Origin of the sequence: Bradyrhizobium sp. USDA 241, from assembly GCF_049739505.1 — a bacterium.
Taxonomy (GTDB): Bacteria; Pseudomonadota; Alphaproteobacteria; order Rhizobiales; family Xanthobacteraceae; genus Bradyrhizobium; species Bradyrhizobium liaoningense.
Genome location: NZ_JBMGPZ010000005.1, coordinates 3,715,190 through 3,731,334, shown reverse-complemented (window position 1 = coordinate 3,731,334; position 16,145 = coordinate 3,715,190). Strand labels below are relative to the sequence as shown.

The following is a 16,145-nucleotide window of genomic DNA, read 5'->3' as shown; positions in this document are numbered from 1 at the left end:
AAGTGACCATACCCGGGGGATTTTGACCGACCCACGGGGACCTGCGACCTCGCTGAAGGAGCTGCTGGACTGGCTGAAGTCGCGGCCGTCGCCGCCGACCGCAGGCACCGCCGGCGCGGGCTCCGGCAGCCATATCGCGGCCGTCTATTTCGAGAACGTCTCCGGCATCAAGCTGCAATACGTGCCGTATCGCGGCACCGCGCCCGCGCTGAACGACCTCATCGCCGGCCAGATCGACCTCATCGTCGACCAGACCTCCAACTCCATCAACCAGATCCGCGCCGGTACCATCCGCGCCTATGCCATCACCGACGACAAGCGCCTGCGCTCGGCGCCCGACATTCCGACCGCGGAGGAGGCGGGCCTGAAAGGCTTCAACATGACGCTGTGGTCGGGCATGTGGGTGCCGAAGGGCACGCCGAAGGAGATCGTGACCAAGCTCAATGCAGCCGCCGTCGAAGCGCTGAACGATCCCGGAGTGAGGAAGCAGCTCGAAAGCCAGGGCCTGGAGATGACGCCCAAGGATCAGCTCACGCCCGAAGCGCTCGGCACCCGCCAGAAGGCCGAGATCGCCAAATGGTGGCCGATGATCAAGGCGGCGAACATCAAGGTGGATTGAAGCGGGCAACCCATGCCTCGCGGTATGTCGTGACGTTCTGCGAGCGCGGGCCATCTCGCGGGAAGCCCTCGCGAGATGCGGGGTGATCTTGGTCGCCGTCACCGTCGCGTCCGCTGGCCGCTCACCGCGAGGTTTCGTGACCTGCCGCCAGCGCACGGTCCAGGCACTGCATCAGATCCGAGGCGGCGAACGGCTTGCCGAGAAAACAGATTGCTCCGGCTTTGAGGGCACGCACCCGTACGCTCTCATCCGGGAAGGCCGTGATGAAGATGAACGGCGCCGCCGAACCATGCGCGCGCATCTGCGTCAACAGATCGATTCCAGTCATCAGCGGCATCTGCACGTCGGCGATCACACACGAGGTGCCATTCGAATCGGGCGACCTCAAAAACTCCTCGGCTGAGGCGAATGTGTGGACGACGTACCCGCGCGATTCCAGGAGATTGTTGATAGCGGCCCGCACGTAAGGGTCGTCGTCAAGCACAGAAATGACCGAAGCCGCTGACAAGACGTCCGCTCCTCACCCGGCATCACGCTTGCCGTCGCCACGGCTACACATAAACCGGTAAAGTGGACCTGCCAGTCACGATTGGAAACTCATACTTAGGTTTGTGCGTCGGGCTTGTTGGACCCTATCCCGAGCGCCTCGCTCATTCTCACCAGATCGGCCAGCGACTTCGCGCCCATTTTCCGCATGATCTGGCCGCGATAGATCTTGACGGTAATTTCCGCCAATCCGAGCTGGGCGGCCACCTGCTTGTTCATGAGGCCGGCCGTCACCAGGGACAATACGTCTCGCTCCCGCGAGGACAGTGACTCGAAGCGGGATCTCACGGTCGAGACCGTCCTGTTGAGGTCGCGGCGCTTGCGGTCTCTCTCGATCGCGGCCTGGACTGCATCCAGGATGTCCTGGTCGCGGACCGGCTTGGTCAAGAAGTCGATCGCGCCGCTCTTCATGGCCCGAACCGTCATGGGAATATCACCGTAACCGGTAATGAAGATGATAGGCGTGTGGATATTCGCCTTGGCAAGATCGGATTGAAGGTCAAGGCCGCTGGCGCCGGGAAGGCGGATGTCGAGCACGAGGCAACTGGGGACTTCCGGCGGCTTGGCCTGGAGGAGTTGTGGTGCCGAGCCGAATGCCTCGACCTTGAGGCCGACCGACTCGAATAAATTGGTGAGCGCACGGCGCATGGACGCGTCGTCGTCGACGATAAAGACAATTGGCTGATCGCCGTCCTCCGCCTGCGGTGGTGGAGGTTCCCCGCGCTCGGTCACGAAGTTTCCTCTCGATGGAGGGGCAAGGTGATCTGAAAAGTCGCGCCGTGCTCCTGGTTGGGTGCGGCGAAAAGCCGTCCACCATGCGCCTCGATGATGGATCGACAGATCGACAACCCCATGCCCATGCCGGTGGACTTCGTGGTAAAGAACGGCGTGAACAGGCGGTCTATTGCCTGTTCACTGATGCCGACTCCGCAGTCGGAAACGCTCACCAGCACCGCGCCATCGCCGCTCGCCGCCGAACGGATCGCCAACTCGCGCGGGCGATCATGGACGTCTTCCATGGCCTCGATCCCGTTCATGATCAGGTTGATCAGGACCTGTTGCAATTGGATTCGATCGCCGAATATTTTCGGCAGTGCCGACGACAGCTCCATTCGCACCGACACGGCATGGCTGGCCATCTCACGCTGAACGAGCGCCACCGACTCCCGTACGACGACATTGGCGTCGAGCGGAGCCATGTCGGTGTCGGAGCGCTTGGCGAGCGCTCGAACGCGACGGATCACGTCGCTGGCACGCGTGCCATCCTCGATGATCCACTCGACGGAGCGGCCGGCCGCTTGGAGGTCGGGCGGACTGCGCTGCAGCCAGGCGAGGCAGGCGTCGGCGTTTGCGATCACAGCGGCGAGCGGCTGATTGATTTCGTGGGCAATGGAAGCGGTCAGCTCACCCAGGGTCGTGACACGCGTCACATGGGCGAGTTCGGCTTGGGCCTTGCGCAGTGCGTCTTCGGCCTGATTGGCCCGGATGGCCGCGGTTACGTCAGTGCAGACGCCACGATAGCCCAGGAAAGCGCCGTCGGCGTCGAAGAACGGCTTGCCGCTGGTCCGGACGTAGATCGGCTGCCCGCTGCGATCCTTGCTGCGATACACCAGGTCGCGGAAGGGGATGTGGGCGTCGAGCGCCGCCCGGTGTTGTTGCCATTTCTCGGGTTCGAGATCGGCGTCAGGAGCGATATCCCAACGCGTGAGTCCGATCAGACCGGCGGGAGCGGTGATGGTATCAGAGTGCTCCGATACTTTGGTGACGCGATGGTCTGGCCCTGTTTCCCAGAACCAGTCAGAGGCGGTTTCAGCATAGTCGCGGAAGCGCTGCTCGCTCGCACGCAGTCTGCGCTCTGCCTCTTTGGTCGCCGTGATGTCGGTCACTGATCCCACGAACTCCATGCACCCGTTTGAATCTCGCATCGCGCGGGCCACCGCTCGGACATACTTGATGGAGCCGTCGGGCATCACGAGCCGGTATTCGTGATCGTAATCCTTTCCCTCTCGCGCGGCCCGAGCCGTTGTCTGTTGCACCGCGAGCCGGTCGTCCGGATGGATCCGCTGGAGCATGAACGGGATCTTCGGCTTGGTTCCCTCGTCGCACTGGAAGATGGTAGGTCTCCTTGGACCAGGTGATCTCGCGGGTTGCGGCCTTCCATCCGAAACTGCCGGTGTGGCTCAATTCCTGCGCCTGGGCGAGATAGGCCTCGCTCTGTCGCAGAGCATTCTCGGCTTCCTTGCGCTCGGTGATGTTCTCGCAGGCGATCAGCACGATTGGTCCGCCATCGGCCCGCAGCATGGTCTTGGCATTCTCGCGCACCCATAGCACCGAGCCGTCCTTGCGTATCTTCCGGATCTCCCAGGTGTGGGACTGGTCGACGGTCTCAAGGCACAGCGTGACACACGCGCGGACGAGGTCGCGATCCTCCTCGAAGAAGACATCCAGCACCGATCGGCCGATCAGTTCCGCGGCGGCGTAGCCCAGTTGCGCGGCGCCGAACGTGTTCACGTTGATCACGGTTCCGGCCGGATCGACCATGAAGTACATGACCGGGGTGTGCTCGAAGACTTGCTGCCACTGCTTGACCGCCTCGAGCAGGTCGTCACCATCGGGCTCGCTGCGCGGCTTCGGGGTTGCGGTCTGCCTTACGCAGCCGGCGAGGAATTGCGCGGCTGACTTCCCGAATGTCGCTGCTCGGCCAGGCTTCATCGCAGACGCTCCCGGCGTTCTCTGCGTAAATACGAGTAGAGCACGTTGCGGTGGGACGAGCAATTCCCGCCAAAGTCGGATGGGCAGTTATCACGTTCGCCTGTGACTTGACCGCTGCCACCCTGTCCAGGGCGACGCATCGCGTACGCCATGCCGGCAAGATTTTCACGGTGACCGTGCGGCCGGAGCATCGTGCGCCGTCTCGTTGCACATGAGCCCGCGGCGGAGCCCCGGGCGAGTACGGACAAACCAAGGTATAGCTCCTCCATTCCTAGTCATATCGGTCATTTACCTCCGTACAATTGAGCGTCTCGTGCCCTGGGGAATAGCCTCATGACTAATCGGGAGTGTCGTAGCCAATCGCAGCGAGCGCACGAGAACCGGTCTGAAGCTTGCGGTGGAGGCATCTTACCGGCGGGCAAAGTCCAAGGACGATGCCGCTGCAATTTGCGACGATCCACGATCCGCATGAGGTCGAAGGAAACGAACTGGCAAAGCGCGAGCAAGGGAGGAAGACGACAATGTGCGTGACATCGGTGCTTCCTGAGCGTGGCCGATCCGAGTCCGAATGTTGCTCCTCAGTCAATGGCTGTGCGGTGTGCGGCGGCAAGTTCGGTCTGATCCGCTACTATTCCTGGCGGACCGCGCTCTGCTCCAAGAAATGTGTCGATCGCTTCCGCACACGCCGCGAGCGCGATCACCGGTGGTTGTTTCGGGTTCAGGCCGCGTGAGGCCGAATTAGAGAGCTGATATCGTCCGAGGGGCTGATCCGGGAGCACGTACGTTGAACCGTTCATGCAAGCTGTTGTGCTCGATGGTTCTTCTCGGCTCCACTGCGACGGTACGGGCACAGGAGGCGGGACATGATGCCGTACATCGCCGGCACCCACCCCAGGACCAGGCGCTGCACGAGAAATTCTATTCGACCTGGCACATGCCGGATAATCCGAGCGTCAGTTGTTGCAACAGTGCCGACTGCTATCCGACCGATATCAAATACATCGGCGACCAGATCTATGCCCGGCGCCGGGAGGACGGGAGATACATTCTGATTCCACCGCAAAAGGTGGAGCGAAACAGGGATAATCCGGACGGCCGAAACCATCTTTGCGCTCCGCCGCCCGCACTGTCGCCGCTGGATAGCGTTTACTGCTTCGCGTTGGGAGGTGCCACATGAGATTCGCGTTCGTGCTGGTGAACGACCGGACCCCGTTCCGGCAGGCCTGGTGCATGCAGTGCTGCGAGCCGATCAGCGGCAGCTATCTCCGCGAGATCGCGACCCGTCTGCCTTACTGCGATCATCAGTGCTACGCGCTGTTCTGCGAGATGCTTGCGAAAGATCGCATGAGGGCGGCTTCATGAAATTCATGGTGGTCAATCACGAGCCCCCGTTGTGCGCGGCCACGTGCAGCACCTGCTCGCGATCGATCCGGTCCGGCTATGTCCGGCATGTGCGGACGCAGCGCCGCTATTGTGACTACGATTGCTACCGGCGCAGTGAACTTGTGACGCTGCTGATGCAATGGTCGGTGCCAGGGCGGAACGAGCCGGCCTACGGGAACGTCGAGGTCGCCGCTCGCAACGCGGTCGAGGTGTTTACGGTCCTGGGTGCCGTCTTCTGCTGGAGCTGCACGATCCACGCCTGGACCTTCTCAAGAACCTTGACCGGCGCATACTTGTACGGTCGCGATCCGATCACGATGGAAGGAGGTGACACCTAGCTACGCGACGGCGCTCGCGTGGAAGCCGCAGCGACGCAACCTGGCAGGCGCCGTGTCCAGCCCCGGCGACGTCGCCTAGGGAGCGGGCGCTGCGGCCGCCACCGGTGCCGCTGCGCCGGCCTCCTGCGTGACGACGCGCTGGTCGCTCTTGCCGGCGACCATGCCGCTACCCTCGAACCTTGTGCGGTAGACCAGCACGTTTTCCATCACGCGCTGGACGTAGTTGCGGGTCTCCGACAGCGGGATACGCTCGACCCAATCGACCGGATCGACATTGGGATCCCTGGGATCGCCACGCGTCTGCACCCATTCGCGCACGCGGCCACGGCCGGCATTGTAGCCGGCGAATGTCATGATCTGGTTGCCGCGGTATTCCGAAAAGAGCGCACTGAGCTCGGCCGCGCCCATCTGCGTGTTGTAGACGGGATCGGAAACCATCTTGCCCCAGTCATAGGTCAGGCCGAACCGCTTGGCGGTATCGCGGCCCGCTTCCGGCGTCACCTGCATCAGCCCGACCGCGTTGGCATGGGACTTGTCGCGCTGGTCGAACGAGCTTTCGGTGCGCGCCACCGAATAGATCACGCTGGTCTCGATCGCTGGCGCGACCTGCTTGTGCTCGGGGATGCCGATGGTGGGGAAGGCGTAGTGGTCGAGCGCGAGCCCGCGCGCCAGCGCCGTCTTGCCGACCTCCAGCATCACGCGCGCATCGTTGCGCCGGCGGGCAACCTCGCCGAGGGCTTCGAGTGCTGCGACATCGCTGCTCTCCTTGGCGAAGTCCTCGGCGAAATAGAACACCATGTTGCGCTCGCCGATGGCGTAGAGCATGTCGGCCGCGCGCACGCGCTCGTCCTCGGGGGGCGTGTCGTCCGAGGCCAGCACAGGCGAGGGCGGACGCAGCTCGATCTGGTCGAGGCCGAGCTTTGCGCGGGCGAGCTGGCCGTAATAGGCGGTCTGATAGCGTGCCGCCGCCCGATAGCTCATGCGCGCATCGGCCGTGGCGCCCATGGCTTCGGCGGCGCGGCCGCGCCAGTAATGGGCGCGCGACAGCGCGATCGGATTGGACGAGCCCTCGTCGATGGCGGCAAAGTGCATCATGGCCGCCTCGGGATCGTCGAGAAAGCGCAGCGCGATCCAGCCGCACATGAAGTGATAGTCGACGCGATAGACTTCCTTCTCCGGCACCGCGGCCGTGCGCACCACATCATAGGCGGTCCTGGACTTGCCCTGATCGAGCAGCTTGCGTGCGAGCATGCGGCGCTCGCGCCACCAGGCATCGGTGTCCTGGGCGGGCATCATGCCGGGCGCAGCGGCCAGGATCACCTCGGCCGCGTCGTCGATGCGGTCGTTCTGAAGATGCCACTGGGCGCGGCATAGCACATAGCCGAGATCGCGGCGCGCTTCGGCCGGCACGTCCTCGAGATAGTCCTTGGCCTTGCTCTCCTTGCCGGTGACCGCGGCACAGGCTTTGACGATTGCGAGATCATCCTCGCCGAGCCGTTTGGCGGCGCGCCTCGCGCCTGCATAATCCTTGGCGCCGAGCCGCTTGTCCATGCGCGCGCGGTGATCGTCCGTGAACAGAAGATCGCGAAACGCCTCGTAGGAATCCTCCTCGCTGCGCTCGGACAATTCGTCGGCGCGCCAGGCTTCGCGCACGAGCCGGGCGGCGCTGTCGGTATCGCCTTCAGCGCGCAATACGCGGGCGAGCGCAAACTTGCCCTTGGCGCTGGTCGGCCGGTCCATCGTGAACTTGTGCACGGTGGCGGCGTCGGCCTTCTCCTGCCACAGCCGCGCCTCGGCGCGGCGGCGGAGCAGGGCGCTGCTCGGCCAGTCCGGATTGGCGGCGAGGAAGGCGGCATAGCGCTTGAAGTTCGCCGTGCTCTCGGAATGGCGCAGCATGAACCAGTCGGCGAGCTTCTGTCCGGCGGGATCGGCGATGCGGTCGCGCGCCGCGCTCGCGTCATCCGTCTTGCCCTTGCGCGCGAGATCGATGGCGTCCTTCAGCGCGGCGAGGTCGCCGGTCAGCGGCGGCGGTGCCGGCCTGTCCGCGGGCTCGTCGGCCGTCTTCTTTGACTTGCGCCTGGCCTCGGCATGCTTGCCGTGCCGTGCCTTGCCGGCGGAGGCATGGCGGTGCTTGCCGGCTTTCGCCTCATGCGTCTTCTTCGGCGCGGCCGATTTGTGGCTGCTTTTCGCGGCCAGTTCCGTGGGAAGGAGGGCCATCGCGGCCACGGCAACAAAACACGCGAGCGAGCGTAGGCACTGGTTCATTCGATGGTCCCCCCCTGCGAAACCACTACAAACCAAGGTCCGCGACGACATGCGGCTTGAGAATCAAAATGCCGAGCGATGCCGAGGTATCGTTCCGCGATCCTGAGGCTGTCGCAACAATGCGGCGAAAAGCGGATGCGCGGTGGGAACTTCCGCAAAGGAGAAAAGGACAGGGTCGTTAACCTTCGTTAACGATCGGTCTCGCGCGACGGTTGAGAGCTGGCCCCGCAAATTCGGACAGTAGCTTGAGTGGATTTTCTGCCTGACAGCGGCGAGGATTCTTGCTGCGAATCAGGAGCGAAGATGACGAAGAAGAGCCGTCGGACGCATTCTCCGGCATTCAAGGCGAAGGTTGCTTTGGCTGCGGTCAAAGGCGACAAGACACTGGCGGAGCTGGCGCAACTGTTTGATGTTCATCCGAACCAGATCACGATCTGGAAAAACCAGCTCCTGGAAGGCGCCGCCGGCGTGTTTGGGCATGACAAGACATCGGCCGAGACGCCGGTCGATTTGAAGGCGTTACATGCCAAGATCGGCGAGCTGGCGTTGGAAAACGATTTTTTGTCCGGCGCGCTCACCAAGGCGGGCCTGCTGAGCGCAAAGCGATGATCGACCGCGATCATGATCTTTCTATCGTGCGCCAGGCGAAGGTCCTGAAGCTGGCTCGCAGCACGGTCTACTATGAACCTCGGCCAGTTTCGGCCGAGGACCTTGCCTTGATGCGTCGGCTCGATGAGCTGCATCTCGATTATCCCTTCGCGGGAGCGCGTATGCTGCGATCGTTGCTGCGGCGGGAGGGCGTATACGCCGGTCGCCGCCACATCGCGACGCTGATGAAGCGCATGGGGATCGAGGCGGTCTATCGTCGCCCGAACACGAGCAAGCCGGCTCCGGGTCACAAGATCTACCCGTACCTGTTGCGCGGATTGAAGATCGAGCGGCCCGACCATGCGTGGGCAATGGACATCACCTACATTCCGATGCGGCGTGGCTTCGTCTATCTCGCGGCGGTCGTCGATGTGTTCAGCCGACGGGTCCTGGCCCATCGCGTCTCGATCACAATGGAGGCGGCCTTCTGCGTCGAAGCGGTCCAGGAGGCGTTGGCGAAGCACGGCAGGCCCGAGATTTTCAACACGGATCAGGGCAGCCAGTTCACCAGCCTCGAGTTCACCGATGTGCTGCTGGACGCGAAGATCGCCATCAGCATGGACGGCAAGGGCGCCTGGCGCGACAACGTGTTTGTCGAGCGGCTCTGGCGCACGGTCAAATACGAAGAAGTATATCTCCGCGCCTACGACAGCGTGTCCGAGGCGCGAGCGTCAATTGCCAAGTATCTGGCCTTCTACAATCAGGGACGCCCTCACTCGAGCCTTGACGGGCGCACGCCCGACGAGGCTTACTTCGGCACGCAAGCTATGGTGATGGCCGCATGACCGTCGCCGACGGTTTTGTCGTCGCTCTGGTCGGGCTACGCCCTCCCGACGCAACGACAAAACCGTAAAGCCCCGCGTTCAGCATAACCCGGCAGGAATCCACTTAAATCCAGCGGGGCGCTGTCCAAACAACCGGGGCCAGCTCTGTTGCATGGTACAGGACGCCAGGAGGGCCAAGATTGCGCGTGTTCCCGCGGCCAGTCCGGTGTATGGAGTTCCCGCGTTCCGTCCCTTTGGCCTTTGCTTCCGCACCTATGCCGATTTTCAACCAGTCGATCCGGCGCAAGATCGTCGGCATCGCCATCGGATTGATCGTCCTGATGCTGGTCACCTCGATTTTGTCGATGGTGATGTCCAGCCAGGTCGGCGTCCTGCTCGATGAACTGACCAACCGTTACATCCCGGCCTACAGCCATCTGGCGCGCGCCAACATTCGCTCGCTGGAGCGGGCGCTGGCGCTGCGGCGGATGATCATGACCCGGATGGAGGCGCCGTCGGACGAGGAGGCCTACGCGGCGCGCCTTCGCGAATTCGAGCAATCGGACCGCAGGATCGAGGAGGAGGCCGAGGCCGCGCGCAAGCTGATCAACGCGATCATCGAGGACCCCAGAACGTTTTCCGACAATGCCGCGCTGGCGCGAATCGATATCCGCATCGACACCGCCGTTACCGAGTTGCGGCGCGACCTGAGCGAGGCCCATGCGAAGCTCCTCAAGCAGGTCGACGCCAAGCAGATGGCCGAGGCGCGCGGCACGCTGGAACACATCGACGTGCTGCGCGAACAGTTCAACCGGAAGATCGATACGATCCGCGGCGATATGCTGGCGCAGGTCTTCTTCTCGACGTCGCAGGTGATCAGCCGCCAGCATCAGACGATCATCGTTTCGGGTGTCGTGACATTGCTCGCGGCGATCGTCGGATTCGCCTTTGCCCTGCTGGTGTCCAGCGGCATCACGCGTCCGGTACGGCTGTTGCTGGCCGGCACCCGCGAGGTCGAGGCGGGCCGGTTCGACAAGCCCATCGCCGTCTCGACGCAGGACGAGATCGGCGAGCTCGCCGCGGCCTTCAATCGCATGATCGAGCAGTTGCGGCACAACGAGCGCATCCGGGAGACCTTTGGCCGCTACATCGACCCCAAGGTGGTGCAGGGTCTGATCGAGCGGCCGGAGGTCGCAATCGAGGGCGAGCGCCGGGTCATGACCATCATGTTCTGCGACATGAGCGGCTTCACCTCGATGAGCGAGGGCATGACCCCGCGCGGCCTCGTCAAGGTGATGAACCACTATTTCACCATGATGTCCGGCCCCATCAGGAGCAATCGCGGCGTCATCGACAAATATATCGGCGACGCCATCATGTCCTATTGGGGACCGCCCTTCGTCGAAGAGGACGTGCAGGCCCTGCTGGCCGGCCTCGCCGCCATCGAGATGGCCGACCAGGTGCCCGCGCTGCAGAAGCAGCTGCCCGATCTGCTCGGTATCCGCGCCATGCCCGCGCCGTGCGATCTGCGGATCGGCATCGCCACCGGCGAGGTCCTGACCGGCAGCATCGGCTCCGAGCTGATGATGAGCTTTACCGTGATGGGCGACGCCGTGAATCTCGCCTCGCGGCTGGAGGCCGTCAACAAGGTCTACGGCACCCGCATCCTGGTCTCGCAGGCGACTGCGGACGCGATTGGATCTCGCCTCGAATTGCGCGAGATCGACCGTCTTGCGGTCGTGGGCCAAAGCGCGCCGCAGGCGATCTTCGAGGTGATGGCGCGACCGGGCGCACTCACTGATGCGCAAGTCAGCCTGCGCACGCACTATGTCGAAGGTCTTGCCGCGTATCGTGCCCGGCGCTTCGACGACGCACGTGCCGCCTTCAACGCGGCGCTCGAGGCGGTCCCTGGCGACGGTCCCTCGCGCGCGATGCTCGGTCGCATCGCGCAGTTCGCGGCCAATCCGCCGGATGCCGCTTGGGACGGCGCCTGGCGGCTCGAGCAGAAATAGGCTGCCGCGGAATAATTGATGCTACCCCATAACGATGTTCGCCGTGACCTATTTCCCGGATTTAGGTTAGCTGTCCTTGTGGCGTTTGACGGGGACACGCCGATGACAGAACTTCAGGACAGGTTGGAACGGTTCGAGACGCTCACTGCCGAATGCGAACTGATCGCCAAGCTCGCCCACCGACAGCACCAAGCGCGAGTTCTATCTGAGGCTCGGGGAACAGTATCGCCAGCTGGCGGTGGATATTCGGCAGGCGATCGCGACCACGGCCGCGGCCTGAGGCCGGCTGAAATCCGTTCTTAACATTTAGCGCGCATTCTCGCAGCACGCGGGCATCGCCGATCGGCGGTGGCTCGTGGTGGGAAGGCCGGGGTTCGTTGCAATGCAGCGCACCTCGCGAGTGTCATCGTGCTGTGCCTGACAGGGCAGGTCCCATGCGCCTCGTTGCCGTGATCATATTCGCGCTCATGACGGCGGCCTGCGACCAGGAGCGGGACATCACCGGCTCGACGGCGTCGACCTGCCCGATACGAAACTACAACTACAACCCACGCGACATGAACCAGTGCGTCAACGCCTGCAGATCGTGCGATCGCGGCACCACGGTCACCTGCACGACATCCTGCACCCTCAAGGGGGCTCGCTGAGCGGATTACCTTCTGCCTTGCGAGGCGTCGCAACCGCGCGATCCCCGGCTCCCCATCGTCCTCGCCGTCTCGACCTGATAGGGTCGATCGGAGCAGGGGGACATCGGATGAAATTCGCAAGCTTTGAAATCGACAACGCCGGAGGTCTCGTGGGAACGGCGAGCAGCGCGCAGGCTTCCAGCGAACGTGGCGTCGACGGTGCCGAGGCACCGGAACGATTTCCGTAGGATAGTCATTGGAAGCAGTGGGCAGGACGTGGAGTCCAATGGAATGGGTATGCTCGATCCCGGCCGGTTCCTGGTATCGTGCTCGCATTGCGATGCCTGGCCGATGGCCGCCAACGTGAAACGTTCAAGCTGGTCGGCATCCCCGCATGAGGTCCGTTTCGTCTGCACGCGCTGCCGGCGCGAAGAGACCGCGATCGTCTCGGCCTCCGGCGAACTGACGCCGATCAAGCGCCTCGACGCTCCGCCGCGGGATGTCGCTGCGGCCTGGGCTCAGGCCCAGCGCCCGCGGGGGCGAACGTAGGCGGCGCAGGGCATTGCTCGATTCGTTGGGGAGCCGGCCGATCGCGTCTGCGGCCAAGATGCCAGCGGTCGATTGACTCCCGGCCTGGACGCCCCGTAGATTGGCCGCTGACGGTTCTCCTCATGGAGATCAAAAGGGAACGTGGTGCGAGATGTCCCAAGGCGGGATCTTCTCAATGCCATGGCTGCCCCCGCAACTGTAAGCGGTGAATCTCTCGTCCTATGCCACTGGGAATCTCGGTCCTGGGAAGGCGACGCAGAGGTAACGACCCGCGAGCCAGGAGACCTGCCGTCAGCCGTGGTCACACGCGAAGATGTCGGTCGGGGAGTACAGACATTAGCTTTTCCGGAGCCGTCGATCGCTCCGCAGTAAAGCCTCGTTCGCTGTGACGTGCCACTGACGTCATGCCGAGGCTACAATTGTGTCCCGTATTGTCACTGCCGCCAGGCGCCGCTGCGCCGGCATCGTTGCGGCCGTTTCGCTGTATTCGCTCGATCTCTCCATCGTCCACGCCCAGCAGTCCGTCGCCGAGCAGCTGCCGCCGGTCGAAGTGACCAGATCCGACGATCAGAACCGTACGCGTGCCAGGGCGATCGGCGATGGCGAGGCGGGGCGGCGCCGAGCGGCGCCGGACGGGGCGCCGAGTGGGACCGGCTCGGGCAACGAGGCCGCCGCCGGCAATGGCGGGATCGTCGGCGCGGTCACGACCGCCATTACGGCCGCCGACATCGCTCATGCGCCGTCGCAGACGCTGGCTGAGATCATCGCGACGCAGGTGCCGGGCGCCCAGATCACGACGTTCTATGGCGGCCAGATCGGTGCCAGGACCAGTGTTGACTTGCGCGGCTTCGGTGCCTTCGCCACGGCCAACACGCTGGTGCTGGTCAACGGACGGCGGTTGAACGACATCGATATGGCGCAGGTGGACCTCTCCACCATCCCGCTCAATGCCATCGAGCGCATCGAGATCACGCGCGGCAATTCCGGTGCGGTGCTGTATGGTGACAATGCGGTCGGCGGCGTCATCAACATCGTCACCAAGAACGGCGTCGGCGGCCCGCCCGTGACAGCGCGCATCGAGGCCGGTTTCGGCTCGTTCAATACCAGGCTCGGCAACGTCTCGGCCGCGATCAATTCCGGTCCCTGGTCGACCTCGTTCTACGGCAATGCCGTCAGGACCGACGGCTATCGCGACAACAATCGCTATTCCCAGGAGAACGGCGTCGGCAATCTGAACTACACGACGCCGGGCCTGACCGCCTTCCTGACCGTCACCGGTGACAATCAGGAGCTGCGACTGCCGGGCGGCCGCACCGTCGATCCCTCCATCGGCGTCGACGAGCTCGCGACCAAGCCGGCGAGGGACCAGCACGCCCTTTAACTACGCCAATCAGCAGGGTTTTGGCGCGACCGCGGGCTTCACGAAAACCCTTGTCAACGGCGTCGATCTCATCGTCGACGGCGGCGTGCGCGACAAGAAGCAGCAGAGCGCATTCTTCTCGAGCCCGGCGCCGGTCCCGGCTTTCTTCACGTCGACCTATGTCGATGCTGACCTTACGACATGGTCGATCACGCCGCGGCTCAGCGTGAAGAGCCCGCTCTTCGGAATGCCCTCGCAAGTGCTGACCGGCGTCGACTACTACGATGCGAGCTTTCAGCAGAACCGCGGCGCCGGCCAGGGTCTCGCTCCCTGGCACAATTACGATCTCAGGCAGCGGACGGTGGCGGGCTATGTCCAGCACACGCTCGGCGTCGCGCCAGCGACCGATATCTCCTACGGCGCCCGGTTGCAGAACATCAATCTCTCGGCACGTGACAATTTCGACCCGGCGGCTCCGTTCAACGCCGACATCGGCGCGCTTCCACTCGGGAGCGACGAGACGCAATATGCGCTGCATCTCGGTGCGGAGCATCGCCTCAATGACACCGTTGCGCTGTTCGGCCGGGTTGCGCGCGCCTTCCGCACGCCTGATGTCGATGAGCGGGTGTCGTCAGGCCCTTCGTTCGACCCGTTCTTCAATCCGCTCCCGCAGACGTTCCAGCTCAAGACCCAGACCTCGCAGGACATCGAGGGTGGGCTGCGCATCAGAGCAGGCGGACTGCAGATGCAGAGCAGCCTCTATCTGATGGACCTCGCCAACGAGATCCATTTCAATCCGATCCTGTTCTACAACACCAATCTGGATCCGACCCGCCGCTACGGCGCGGAGACCAGTGTCTCCTATCGCATCAACGACGCCCTGCTGGTGCGTTCCGGCATGGCCTATACACGGGCCGTCTTCCGCGAAGGCGTCTGGGCGGGCAACGACGTGCCGCTGGTGTCGCGCTACACCGCGAGTGCGGGCCTCACCTGGAACATCCGGCAGAACTATCTGGTGCTGGACGCCACCGCGCGCTTCTGGAGCGAGCGTCGCATGGATAACGACCAGGCCGGAACCCAGAAGCCGATTCCCGCCAATGGCACGATCGACCTCAAGCTCAGCGGCCAATATGAGCGCTACTTCTGGTCGCTCAGCGTCAACAATGTGCTGAACGCGCTCTACTACGACTACGCCGTCGCAAGCACCTTCACGGACGGTCGCTTCAGCGCCTATCCGCTACCCGGTCGCACCTATCTGCTCAAGGCCGGCGCCACGTTTTGATTTCAATGGGGCTGTCACAGGCCCCCAAATGGACTAGAACTCGAAGAGAAGGAGATCACTTATGGCTCTCAACATCCTGCCGTCCGATGGCGACGGTTTCCGCCTCCATCCGGTGGCGCCGCGTCTCGCGCCGATGTTCGGCTTCGCGCTGCTGACGGTTTCATGCGCGCTCGCAAGTTTTGCGTTCGCCTGTGCGACGCCGTTCGCGGCCTTCGCCGTGGTCGCGGCTGCAATGCTGCCGCTGCGTCCGGCGCTGCTCGTCGTCACCGGCGCCTGGCTCGTGAACCAGAGCATCGGTTTCGGCGCGCTGCACTATCCCATCGACGGCAGCACCATCGCCTGGGGTTTCGTCATCGGCGCGGCTGCGCTGCTCGCGACGGCGGCGGCGTCGGCCGTGCTCCGCATGCTGCCGCAGGGCCGCACGCCGCTGATGTTGGCGCTCACGCTCGTCGCCGCCTATGCGGCCTACGAGCTCGCGCTGCTCGCCGCGACGCCATTCCTGGGCGGAGAGGCCGCCTTCACCGCAGCCATCGTCACGCGCATTGGGCTGACCAACGTCGCCTGGCTCGCCGGCCTCGTCGCCGTTTGCGAGGTCGTGCGCCTGTTCGATCCGTTCGGGCGCAAGGGAGTGATGTCGGCCTGAGCAGTCCTCTCGTCGCCCGGATGGAGCGCAGCGAAATCCGGGACAAAACGTTCCACAGCGCGACGCCACCCCGGACAACGCTTCCGCGCCATCCGGGTTGCGTCGCCTGTGTCGCCCTCTGTCAATCCGCTCGCGCGAAAATATTCCGCTTTACCGAAATTCGGATTTGTCGTATGTGTCGCCCATCCCGGCTCATCCTTGAGGGGCGATCATGTGGTCGTCATTGTCGCGGGCCGGGCTTGCGGTGGACGCGGCAGCGTCGTGCACGAGAGGTGAAGGGCAGGGCGGATTGCTCTCCGTGAGCCCTCAGGCTTCGCGCGGACGAACGGCGCTGTCAGGTTCGTCTCGTCTGTAAGTTTCCAGCTCCGTCGACAGGGCTGGGAAAACTGCGGCGAAAT

Annotated in this window: 12 protein-coding genes, 2 pseudogenes and 1 riboswitch; of the genes and pseudogenes, 10 read left to right on the top strand and 4 right to left on the bottom strand. The window is 63.8% G+C overall.

The features are described from left to right. Positions 1-19 precede the first annotated feature (19 nt). Complete coding sequence (locus ABIF91_RS39940) at positions 20-619, top strand: tripartite tricarboxylate transporter substrate-binding protein (RefSeq protein WP_283805426.1); 600 nt, start codon at positions 20-22, stop codon at positions 617-619. 121 nt (positions 620-740) lie between these two features. Here ABIF91_RS39940 and ABIF91_RS39935 read toward each other — a convergent pair whose 3' ends face one another. From ABIF91_RS39935 to ABIF91_RS39925, 3 genes and pseudogenes are all read right to left on the bottom strand, one after another. After that, a complete protein-coding gene (locus tag ABIF91_RS39935) occupies positions 741-1,127 on the bottom strand; it encodes a response regulator transcription factor (protein WP_028181757.1) in 387 nt (128 codons plus the stop codon). Between the two features lie 95 nt (positions 1,128-1,222). Continuing rightward, entirely contained in the window at positions 1,223-1,897 is a 675-nt protein-coding gene (locus ABIF91_RS39930) for a response regulator transcription factor (protein WP_028181758.1), read from the bottom strand. Further along, a pseudogene (locus tag ABIF91_RS39925) lies at positions 1,894-3,877 on the bottom strand (PAS domain-containing sensor histidine kinase). Before ABIF91_RS39925 ends, ABIF91_RS39930 begins: the two are co-directional and overlap by 4 nt. Positions 3,878-4,311: 434 nt before the next feature. Between ABIF91_RS39925 and ABIF91_RS39920 the strand changes: the two are divergent. The 3 genes from ABIF91_RS39920 to ABIF91_RS39910 all read left to right on the top strand — a co-directional run bounded on the left by ABIF91_RS39920 (position 4,312) and on the right by ABIF91_RS39910 (position 5,598). Then, a complete protein-coding gene (locus ABIF91_RS39920) occupies positions 4,312-4,608 on the top strand; it encodes a hypothetical protein (protein ID WP_244430044.1) in 297 nt (98 codons plus the stop codon). A 442-nt stretch (positions 4,609-5,050) separates the two neighbouring features. Continuing rightward, positions 5,051-5,239 (top strand): hypothetical protein, encoded by a 189-nt coding sequence (locus ABIF91_RS39915; RefSeq protein ID WP_035672022.1) that lies wholly within the window; start codon positions 5,051-5,053, stop codon positions 5,237-5,239. Continuing rightward, on the top strand, positions 5,236-5,598 hold the full coding sequence (locus tag ABIF91_RS39910) for a hypothetical protein (RefSeq protein ID WP_035672024.1): 363 nt from the start codon (positions 5,236-5,238) through the stop codon (positions 5,596-5,598). The genes ABIF91_RS39915 and ABIF91_RS39910 overlap by 4 nt, the downstream gene beginning before the upstream one ends. Before the next feature lie 75 nt (positions 5,599-5,673). On the opposite strand, the gene ABIF91_RS39905 is transcribed toward ABIF91_RS39910, so the two are convergent. Next, positions 5,674-7,863, bottom strand: a complete 2,190-nt coding sequence (locus ABIF91_RS39905; protein ID WP_424579741.1) for a transglycosylase SLT domain-containing protein — start codon at positions 7,861-7,863, stop codon at positions 5,674-5,676. Between the two features lie 303 nt (positions 7,864-8,166). On the opposite strand from ABIF91_RS39905, the gene ABIF91_RS39900 reads away from it, so the two are divergent. The 6 genes and pseudogenes from ABIF91_RS39900 (at position 8,167) to ABIF91_RS39875 (ending at position 15,747) form a co-directional block, all read left to right on the top strand. Then, a protein-coding gene (locus tag ABIF91_RS39900; RefSeq protein WP_129557670.1) for an IS3-like element ISRj2 family transposase occupies positions 8,167-9,296 on the top strand; the annotation gives its coding sequence in 2 pieces (ribosomal slippage) (positions 8,167-8,419 and positions 8,419-9,296; 1,131 coding nt in all). A gap of 254 nt (positions 9,297-9,550) precedes the next feature. Further along, positions 9,551-11,287: an adenylate/guanylate cyclase domain-containing protein gene (locus ABIF91_RS39895; protein ID WP_028181957.1), complete on the top strand. Its 1,737-nt coding sequence runs from the start codon at positions 9,551-9,553 to the stop codon at positions 11,285-11,287. Between the two features lie 434 nt (positions 11,288-11,721). Then, positions 11,722-11,934 (top strand): hypothetical protein, encoded by a 213-nt coding sequence (locus ABIF91_RS39890; RefSeq protein ID WP_028181956.1) that lies wholly within the window; start codon positions 11,722-11,724, stop codon positions 11,932-11,934. A 270-nt stretch (positions 11,935-12,204) separates the two neighbouring features. After that, positions 12,205-12,462, top strand: coding sequence for a hypothetical protein (locus ABIF91_RS39885; protein ID WP_028181955.1), 258 nt, complete (start codon positions 12,205-12,207; stop codon positions 12,460-12,462). A gap of 94 nt (positions 12,463-12,556) precedes the next feature. Next, positions 12,557-12,769, top strand: a riboswitch (cobalamin riboswitch). Between the two features lie 114 nt (positions 12,770-12,883). Then, positions 12,884-15,104, top strand: a pseudogene (locus ABIF91_RS39880) (TonB-dependent receptor). Positions 15,105-15,165: 61 nt separating this feature from the next. Then, positions 15,166-15,747 (top strand): hypothetical protein, encoded by a 582-nt coding sequence (locus ABIF91_RS39875; protein ID WP_028181954.1) that lies wholly within the window; start codon positions 15,166-15,168, stop codon positions 15,745-15,747. Positions 15,748-16,145: the final 398 nt, after the last annotated feature.